Source organism: Fusobacterium sp. (genome assembly GCF_019012925.1).
In the GTDB taxonomy this organism is placed as follows: Bacteria; Fusobacteriota; Fusobacteriia; order Fusobacteriales; family Fusobacteriaceae; genus Fusobacterium_A.
Genome location: NZ_JAGIRL010000040.1, coordinates 24,448 through 34,101, shown reverse-complemented (window position 1 = coordinate 34,101; position 9,654 = coordinate 24,448). Strand labels below are relative to the sequence as shown.

The following is a 9,654-nucleotide window of genomic DNA, read 5'->3' as shown; positions in this document are numbered from 1 at the left end:
TATTGTATTAGAAATTTGAAAAAATTTCGAGTACTTTATACCTTTTTTTATTTTAAAAATAAAAAAGCCAAAGAGATTAAAAAATCTCTTTAGCTAATTTTAAAACATATAGCTATTAAGTTTGCAACAGCCCCCTTAAATAAATAAATTATTTTATCTAGAAAGAATACAATTTATAGGAATAATTTCATACTCTCCATCAGATCTGAGTAGTTATCTCCTTTTTATTTACTATGAATTTTTTACATTTTTCCAATCATTTAAAAATCTCTCTATTCCTGCATCAGTTAATTGGTGTTTTATCATTCCTTGAATAACTTTAAAAGGCAAAGTACCTATATGAGCACCTACTTTTGCTAATTCTTCAACTTGATAAATATTTCTAATACTAGCACCTATAATTTCACTTTCAATACCGTGCTTATCAAAAGTTTCTCTTATTGATTTAACTAACTCTATTCCATCTACTCCTGTATCTTCTAATCTTCCTACAAATGGACTTACATAAGTAGCTCCTGCTCTTGCTGCCAATAAAGCTTGATTTAAAGTAAAAATCAATGTTAAATTTGTCTTTATTCCTAACTCTTTAAATCTTTTACAAGCTTTTAATCCCTCAAAAGTAGTTGGTAATTTTATAACAATATTTTTATGAATACTTGCTAGTTTTTTTCCCTCTTCTACCATTTTATCTGCTTCTAAAGACAAAACTTCTGCACTTATTGGACCTTCTACAATTTTAGTTATTTCAGAAATTATTTTTTCAAAATCTCCATTTTCTCTAGCTATCAATGATGGATTAGTGGTAACTCCAGCTATAATTCCATAACTTTCTGCTTCTCTTATCTCTTCTAAATTAGCTGTATCTATAAATATTTTCATAACTCTCTTCTCGCTCCTTTTACAATAATTCTTTTACCTTATTTACAATCTCTTCTGCTGTAAGTTTATACTCTTTTTGTAAATAATCTAAAGTTCCAACTTGACCAAATCTATCCTCTACTCCTACTCTTCTCATTGGGACCAAAGTATTTTCAACGATTACTTCAGCAACAGCACTTCCCAATCCACCAATAATATTGTGATTTTCTGCTGTTACAATTCCCTTTGTTAATTTCGAATATTTTTTTACTAACTCTTTATCTATTGGTTTTATTGTAAACATATCAATTACAGTTACATCTATTCCCTCTTTTTCAAGAATGTCTGCAGCTTTCAATGCTTCAACTACCATAATCCCACAAGCTATTATAGTTATATCTTTTCCTTCTCTTAATACTTTTCCTTTACCTATTTCAAATTTTTCATCATCATTATATACTTTATATGAACCTTTTCTTATTGCACTCAAATAATGAATTCCATAGATATCCTTTATTTGTCTTAAAATATTTTTCATCATAGTAGTATCTGATATAGATAATACTGTTGCTGTCGGAATAGTTCTCATTAAAGCGATATCTTCAAATGAAGTATGTGTTCCACCATTATGCTGAGTATATATTCCAGGATCAGATCCCAAAATTTTTATATTTGTTTTAGCATATGCCCCTGATAAAAAAATTTGATCAAAATCTCTTCTAGTAGCAAAAGGACTAAATGTGTGAACAAAAGGAATATCTCCAACTAAAGATAACCCACTTGCTACTCCTATCATATTTGCTTCCATAATCCCACAATTTATATAATTTTCTTTATTTGTTTTGGCTATTGAATTTGTTGAAATAGCTTCTGATAAATCTGCTTCTAAAACAAATACTCTTTTATCTTCATTTATCATTTCATCTAAAGTTGAACTATATGCTTTTCTCATCTCTTGATTTTCTAATTCATATTTTGCCATTTCAAATTCCTCCTACTCAATATCCAATTTTTCTATTTCACTCTTCAATATCTCTTTCATCTCTTCAGTAAACCTTATATGATGATTAGCTTTTAATTTTTCAAAATACTCTACTCCCTGCCCCTTTATTGTATCTAAAACTATACATTTAGGAGATTTTTCAGTTTCTACACTTATAGCTTTATCTATCTCTTCTATTGAAGCTCCATTAACTCTTCTTGTATCAAAGCCAAAACTTTCTAATTTTTTTGCTAAATCAAAAGCTTTACATATCTCTTCTGTAGTTCCATCTAATTGTTTTTTATTTTCATCTATTAAAAGAGTAAAGTTATTTAAATTGTTATGTGCAGCAAATTGAATAGCTTCCCAACATTGTCCTTCATTTAACTCTCCATCTCCAACAATACAATATACTTTTCTTTGACTTCCTTTTCTTTGTAATCCAATAGCTATTCCAACTGCTGCTGATATTCCTTGACCTAAAGATCCCGTTGTCATATCTATTCCAGGAGTTAAATTTCTATCAGGATGACTTGGAAGGAGTGTCCCATTATTATTTAAAGTATTTAATAACTCTAAATCAAAGAATCCTTTTAATGCCAATGTAGAGTATAGAGCTGGACCTGCATGTCCTTTTGATAATACCAAATAATCTCTATCATCTAGTTTAGGATTAGTTGGATCTACCTTCATTCTTGTATATAGTACAGCTAAAGTTTCCACTATTGACATAGCTCCTCCTAAGTGTCCAAATCCTCTATGTAATAGCATTTTTAAAGTTTCTTTTCTTATTCTTTTACTAAATTTTTCCATCTCTAAATATTTTTCCATACATGACACTCCTTACTATATTAAAATAATATCTCTCTAACTATGCTTCCTCTTTTTTATTTCTTGGAAAGAAAAACGCTAATAATATAAAGATTCCAAATACCACTACTATTGAATATTTATTGAAATTATTTGTTAATACTCCTAAAATTAATCCTACAACTCCGAAGTCAGCATCTGAGAATGTTGTATTTGAGAAACCTAATTCTCCTAATATTGGTAATAGAACTACTGGAACAAATGTTATTAATAATCCATGTACAAAAGCTCCAATTGTTGCTCCTCTTCTTCCTCCAGTTGCGTTTCCAAATACTCCTGCTGTTGCTCCACAGAAGAAGTGTGGTATTACTCCAGGAATAATTAATACCCAGTTTAAAGCTCCTAATATAAATAATCCAACTATTCCACCAAAGAAACTTGATAAAAATCCAATCAGAACTGCATTTGGTGCATATGGAAAAACTACTGGACAGTCTATTGCTGGTTTTGCATTAGGTACCAATGTTTGTGATATTCCTGTAAATGCTGGAACTATTTCTGCTAAAACTAATCTTACTCCTTGTGTGATTATAAATACTCCAGCTGCAAATGTTATAGCTTGAATTATTGAGTAAACAATAAAGTTTTGTCCACCACTTAGATTTTTTTCAATATACTCTGGTCCTGCTGCAAATGCTGTAATTAAATATAAAACTGTCATAGTTAATGAGATAGAAATAGAACTATCTCTTAAGAATGTTAAATTTTTAGGTAGATTCATCTCCTCAGTTGATTTTGATCCTTTTCCTACTAAACTTCCTATCCAAGCTGATAGAACATATCCTGTTGTAGCAAAATGTCCAAATCCGATATCATCAGTTCCTGTTATCTTTCTCATAGTAGGTTGTGCTATGGCTGGGAAAAATGCCATTATAAATCCTAACACTAATGATCCTACTGCTATCAAAGCAACTCCTTCAAATCCAGCAACTGCTAAAATTACTGCTATCATACATGCCATATAAAATGTATGGTGTCCAGTTAAAAATATGTATTTTAATTTTGTAAATCTTGCTATCAATATATTTGCTACCATACCAAATGTCATTATTAAAGCTGTAGTTGTTCCATATTTTGCTAAAGCAACTCCTACAATTGCCTCATTATTAGGAACTATTCCTTGTACTTTAAATCCTACTTCAAACATATTACCAAATGGAACTAGTCCTCCTACCAATATACTAGCTCCCCCACCTAATACTATAAATCCTAATATTGTTTTTATTGTACCTTTTACTGTTTCAGAAAAATCTTTTTTTTGGCACAATAATCCTATTAAAGATATTAATCCTACCAATATAGCTGGAACTTTTAATATATCTAATATAAAGTCTAACATTCTTTCTCCTCCCAATCTCTATTTTTTATAATACCCCTTTTTCTTGAAGTGCTTTTGTTAAAACTTCTTTTATCTCTCCTAAATTTATAATATTTGTTAAAACTAATTTATTTGAAATTTTTGTACTTCCTGCTATGTCCCTTGACATTATAAAGAAATCTGAATCACTCTCTATAACTGATGCCAAATCTGTATGAGTTACCTCTGCATTAACTCCTAACTCTTTTAATACCTTCTTTACATTCATCTCCAACATAAAACTACTTCCTAATCCTGTTCCGCATACTGCTGTTATTTTCATAATCAATTCCTCCTTCAAATTTTTTATTGCAACTTTTTTATAAACTTTTTACTAACTCATCCATTGTTTTAGCTTTAATCAGATTTGCTATCTTTTCGTCATCACCAAGCACCTCTGTAAGCTGTTCTATTATTTCAATGTGTGAATTACTATCTTTAGCAGCTAAACAAAATACTAAATATACATTTTCAGTCTCTTCTGAAAACTTTACACCACTATTTATTTTTAGTAAAGATAGAGAACTCTCTAACACATTTTCATCTGGTCTTGCATGTGGCATTGCTACCCCAGGTATCAATATTACATATGGTCCCATATTTTTTATATTCTGAATCATATTTTCTACATATCCAAATTTTATCTTATTACTTTTTATTAATGGAGTTGCACCTATCTCAATTGCTTTCTCCCAAGTTTCTACATTATCTATAACTTGGATCATTCCATTTAAAATATTTTTTATACCCAATATCCTTCCTCCTTAATGCCTTTTAGTTTCTTTATACTCATATGATATATTTTCTTTATACTTTTGACAATTGTCATATTTATGAAATCTTAATTTTACACTTTCTTTCTAAAAATTTAAAAACTTTAAAACTTGTTTAACATTTTTAGCTTTTAATAGATTTTCTATTAAATTATAATCTGTTATTAATTCTACTAAATCTGCTAATGCATTCAAATGTTCCTTATTATCTAAAGATGAAAATACCAAAATAACTTGAACTTTTCTGTCATTTGGAAAGATAACTGGTTTCTTTAAAACAACAAGTCCCATTCCGGTTTTTAAAACAGATTCATCTTTTTGTGCATGAGGTATTGCTATATTCTCTCCTATAACTACATATGATCCTAATTTTTTTATATTTTCAATCATTGCATCAATATAATTAACTTCTACAATTTTATTATCAACTAATATATTTCCTGCTAATATTACTGCCTCTTCCCAAGTTTCAGCTATTTGATTTAATAGTATGTTTTTTTCTTTTATAAAATCAGTTAACTTATACTCACTCTCCTCCATATCATTTACTAATCTTTGCTCAAAATATATGTTTAATCCTTTGATTAGTTCCTCTTTATTCTCTATAGTACAATTTTCCTCTATTATCTCTAGTAGCTCCGACAACATATAACGTTTTCTCTGACGTGAAAGAGAGTATTTATCAAGCTTATCTATATCCTCTTGGGTCAATATTGATTTTACTTTGACAATTGGTATAGATATATTATCCTCTATATCAACAGTACTTATTATCAAATCTACCTCTTCTTTTTGTAAAGTTTTTTCTAAAAGATGTCTTGGTATTGTTTTTACAATATTTATTGTATATATCTCCTTTAATTGCTGTACCAAAAGATTAGAAGTTCCATATCCATATCCACAAACAACTAATACTTTTTTCAAATTTTTTCTTTTATAACGATTTCTATCTATAGCTGCTTTAAAATAGATTGCTAAAAAAGCTACTTCATCATTTGAAAACTCTATTCCTAAATATTTTTCAATCTCTTTTAATGAGTTTTTAGTATTATAAAATATGGTTGGATAACTATTTAAAACTTCTACAAATATTGAATTTTCTAGTTTTATCTTATTTTGTAATCTATAGATAGTTGGCTTTATATGATTTAAAATTCCATCTAATAGTAGTTTATCTTTTGAAATATCAACATCTATTTTTTTATTAAATTTATCTATAAATTTTTTAACTAATATATCTATCTCAATCCAGTTACTATAGTATGATTTTTCAAAATTATAAGTATGACTTCCTAAAAAATAATCTGTTATCTGTAGTATCTCATTCTCTTCTAAATTAATATCATAGGCAGATTCTATAATTCCTTTAGCTTTCAATATAGTTTCATACTCAATCGTCTCTTTTAAAAACTGTTTATTTGCTATTTTCTCTAATATTTTCCCCTGTTTTATTCTTATAATAGCTATAATTAAATAGATAGCTATTATGTTATAAGCTTCATCTGAAATTATCTTATCTAAAAGTCTTTGTATATAATTAATAAAATTTTTTATTATATTAATATCTATATACTTTATATACTCTTCTACTATCAACTCTTTTTTAGTTTTTAAATCTACGTTAGAATAAAATATAAAATTTGAGTATTTTCTTAAAAATTTTAACTGTTGTTTTCTTATATCTGTCTCTTCTCCAGATAAAATCAATCCTTCTTGTTGTGAAATCTTCAGTTCAAGATTATTATTTAGTAACTCCTCTCTAATATCTCTTATATCATTTCTTATAGTTGTTCTACTAACATCTAAAATCTTACTTGCTTTTGTTAAATTTATTTTTTCATCAAAGACACAGATAAAAGATAGATACTCTCTTCTTTCATAAATATCTAAATTACTTTTATTCTCTTCAAACTCTTTATTTTCTAAAAAAATATCATATTTTTCAAAAAATATTTTTCCACCAAATTTTCTTTTTAGTGGCTCTAATCCCTCTCTCAAAAGATACTCATCTATTTTATCCAATTCATATCTTATACTTCTCTCAGAAAGTTGTAATGTTTGTGCAAGTTCTTTTATACTCCCCTTTCCTTCATTTTTACACAAATACTTTAATATGTTATTTCCTTTTGAATTTAACACTTGTTTCACCTCCACTATATACCTATAGTATATATTATTATCTTTTTTAAAAAAACTGCCATATTTTGTAAATTTAACTTTACAAAATATTTCAATTTTCCTCTTCTATATTTTATAAATATAATGTAAAATAACATTATAATTTATTATTGAGGTGATTTTTAGATGAAATTTGTTGTATCAGATTTAGATGGTACTCTTCTTTATTCTAGTAATGAGATCAGTGAATACACCGTCACAACTATTAAAAAACTAATTGATAGTGGAGTAAATTTTGCTATTGCTACTGGAAGAGGACAACAGGGAGTTCAAAGATTTTTAAAACAGCTTGGTATTGCTCCCTATCTTATCTGTAATAATGGTGCAAATATATATGATCCTAAAGGTAATTGTATATTTGAAGAGAGAATTCCAAAAGATGTAGTTATAAAGATTCTAAAAGAGATCAGAGCTAATAATCTTTTTTATAGTGCTTTTTTAAATGAGTATTTCTATTATAATAAAGAGGATATTATTGAAGATTTTATGAGTAGACCCCTTTTCAAAGAGGTTGTTTTAGAAAAAGAGGAGGATTGTCCTGAATTAAATAAGATAATTGTGAGTGATGATGATCCTGAAGTTATAAAAAAAATAGCCAATATATTAAAGGATAAATTTTCTGACCTAGCTGAGATCACTCTATCTCAACCTACTTGTGTAGATATCGCCCCTAAAAACTGTTCTAAGGGAAGTGGTATTAAGAATCTTGCTAATATCTTTAAACTTACTCCAGATAACTTTATGGCTTTTGGAGATGGAGAAAATGATCTTGATATGCTAAAAACTGTAGGTCACCCTGTAATTATGGAAAATGCTCAAGAGATTCTAAAAGAACAATTTTCTACAGTAACTCTCTCTAATAAAGAACATGGAGTTGCTAAATATATTGAAAACTATTTTGAGCTATAGGAGGAGTTATGAGAAAAAAACAGATCAATCGTGAAGTTATTGCAACTCTTATTCTCTATATTTTCTATTTCTGTTGGTGGTACTACTTTGCATATATTCGTTTCGATAGTGAAAATGTAGAAAATTTTAAATATATTTTTGGACTACCAGAATGGTTTTTCTACTCTTGTGTTTTAGGACTAGTAATTATAAATATTTTAGTCTTTCTCATTGTGAAATTTTTCTTTAAAGATGTAGAGTTAGAGGAGGATAAAAAATGTTAACTATGATACCTATTATCCTATATCTTTTACTGATGCTAGGTATTACTTATCAAGTAAATAAAATAAAACATAGAAAAGATGTAGATTTTACTGAAGAGTATTTCATTGGAAGTAGAAATATGGGGGGATTTGTATTAGCTATGACGATCATTGCCTCATATGTTGGAGCCAGCTCCTTTATTGGTGGACCTGGTATAGCCTATAAATTAGGGCTTGGTTGGGTTTTACTAGCTTGTATTCAGGTTCCCACTGCTTTTTTTACCTTGGGTATAATTGGTAAAAAATTAGCTATCATCTCCAGAAGAATCAAAGGTGTCACAATTATCGACCTATTGAGAGCAAGATATAAAAGTGATATAGTTGTTATCCTTTCTTCAATCACAATGCTTATCTTCTTCATTGGAACCATTGTAGCACAATTTGTTGGTGGAGCAAGATTGTTTGAAACTGTTACTGGTTACTCATATTTTATAGGTTTACTACTTTTTTCTGGTGTTGTTATAGCCTACACCTCATTTGGGGGTTTTAGAGCAGTTGCTTTAACAGATGCTATACAAGGTGTAGTTATGCTTATAGCTACTGGTGTTCTTTTTTATGTAGTCACTAAAAATGGAAATGGTCTTGAAAATATTATGTTAAATATTGCTAAAACAAATCCTGAGATGTTAACACCTAGTTCCAATGGTAATATAGCAAAGCCTTTCATTCTATCTTTTTGGGTATTGGTTGGTATTGGACTACTCGGTTATCCCTCTACTGCTGTAAGATGTATGGGATTTAAGGATAGCAAATCTCTTCATAGAGCTATGATCATTGGTACATCAGTTGTGGGATTATTAATGTTGGGAATGCACCTTATTGGAGTTATGGGAATGGGTATTGAGCCCAATGTAGAAGTTGGAGATAAGATCATCCCTATTCTTGCTCTAAATAATTTACACCCTATCTTAGCTGGTGTATTTATTGGTGGACCCCTAGCAGCTATTATGTCAACAGTGGATTCTCTTTTAATTATGACATCAGCTACAATAGTAAAAGATCTTTATCTACACTACGTAAATAAAAATGCCACTGTAGAAAAAATAAAAAAACTCTCATTTTTAACCTCTTTAGGTTTTGGAATCATTGTTTTTTTACTTTCTCTAAATCCACCTAATCTATTAGTTTGGATAAATCTCTTTGCTTTTGCAGGACTTGAAGCTACTTTTTTCTGCCCAATTGTTTTTGGATTATTTTGGAAAAAAGCTAACTCAACAGGAGCTATTGCCTCTATGATTTTTGGCTTCATTACTTTTATATACCTCAATGTATGTAAAATTACCATTGCTGGAATGCACAATATTGTTCCAGTCCTCGCTGTAAGTAGTTTTGTTTTTATTATTGGTTCATACTATGGAGATAAGACTGATGATGAAACTTTGGATATCTTCTTTAATCTATAAAGGATATTAATATATAGAAAAA

At 28.7% G+C, this 9,654-nt stretch carries 10 protein-coding genes; 3 read left to right on the top strand and 7 right to left on the bottom strand.

Features of this window, described 5'->3' with window-relative positions; translation table 11 throughout:
- Positions 1-231: 231 nt before the first annotated feature.
- The 7 genes from fsa to QZ286_RS07450 all read right to left on the bottom strand — a co-directional run bounded on the left by fsa (position 232) and on the right by QZ286_RS07450 (position 6,979).
- The gene (gene fsa, locus QZ286_RS07480) at positions 232-879 is read right to left on the bottom strand and encodes a fructose-6-phosphate aldolase (protein ID WP_291256338.1); all 648 of its coding nucleotides are present in this window, start codon (positions 877-879) and stop codon (positions 232-234) included.
- Between the two features lie 19 nt (positions 880-898).
- Positions 899-1,840 (bottom strand): transketolase C-terminal domain-containing protein, encoded by a 942-nt coding sequence (locus QZ286_RS07475; RefSeq protein WP_291256337.1) that lies wholly within the window; start codon positions 1,838-1,840, stop codon positions 899-901.
- A gap of 12 nt (positions 1,841-1,852) precedes the next feature.
- Positions 1,853-2,671 carry a transketolase gene (locus QZ286_RS07470; RefSeq protein WP_291256336.1) on the bottom strand — a complete coding sequence of 273 codons (819 nt, stop codon included), beginning with the start codon at positions 2,669-2,671 and terminating at the stop codon, positions 1,853-1,855.
- Between the two features lie 40 nt (positions 2,672-2,711).
- On the bottom strand, positions 2,712-4,049 hold the full coding sequence (locus QZ286_RS07465) for a PTS ascorbate transporter subunit IIC (protein WP_291256335.1): 1,338 nt from the start codon (positions 4,047-4,049) through the stop codon (positions 2,712-2,714).
- Between the two features lie 25 nt (positions 4,050-4,074).
- Entirely contained in the window at positions 4,075-4,350 is a 276-nt protein-coding gene (locus QZ286_RS07460) for a PTS sugar transporter subunit IIB (RefSeq protein ID WP_291256334.1), read from the bottom strand.
- 37 nt (positions 4,351-4,387) lie between these two features.
- A complete protein-coding gene (locus tag QZ286_RS07455) occupies positions 4,388-4,819 on the bottom strand; it encodes a PTS sugar transporter subunit IIA (RefSeq protein WP_291256333.1) in 432 nt (143 codons plus the stop codon).
- A 108-nt stretch (positions 4,820-4,927) separates the two neighbouring features.
- Entirely contained in the window at positions 4,928-6,979 is a 2,052-nt protein-coding gene (locus QZ286_RS07450) for a PTS sugar transporter subunit IIA (RefSeq protein ID WP_291256332.1), read from the bottom strand.
- A gap of 165 nt (positions 6,980-7,144) precedes the next feature.
- Here QZ286_RS07450 and QZ286_RS07445 point away from each other — a divergent pair, with 165 nt between their 5' ends.
- Genes QZ286_RS07445 through panF form a run of 3 tightly spaced genes read left to right on the top strand, consistent with a single transcriptional unit; the run spans position 7,145 to position 9,632 of the window.
- Positions 7,145-7,927 (top strand): HAD family hydrolase, encoded by a 783-nt coding sequence (locus QZ286_RS07445; protein WP_291256331.1) that lies wholly within the window; start codon positions 7,145-7,147, stop codon positions 7,925-7,927.
- Between the two features lie 8 nt (positions 7,928-7,935).
- Positions 7,936-8,190 carry a YhdT family protein gene (locus QZ286_RS07440; protein ID WP_291256330.1) on the top strand — a complete coding sequence of 85 codons (255 nt, stop codon included), beginning with the start codon at positions 7,936-7,938 and terminating at the stop codon, positions 8,188-8,190.
- The gene (panF, locus tag QZ286_RS07435) at positions 8,184-9,632 is read left to right on the top strand and encodes a sodium/pantothenate symporter (protein ID WP_291256329.1); all 1,449 of its coding nucleotides are present in this window, start codon (positions 8,184-8,186) and stop codon (positions 9,630-9,632) included. Before QZ286_RS07440 ends, panF begins: the two co-directional genes overlap by 7 nt.
- The last annotated feature ends 22 nt before the right edge of the window (positions 9,633-9,654 follow it).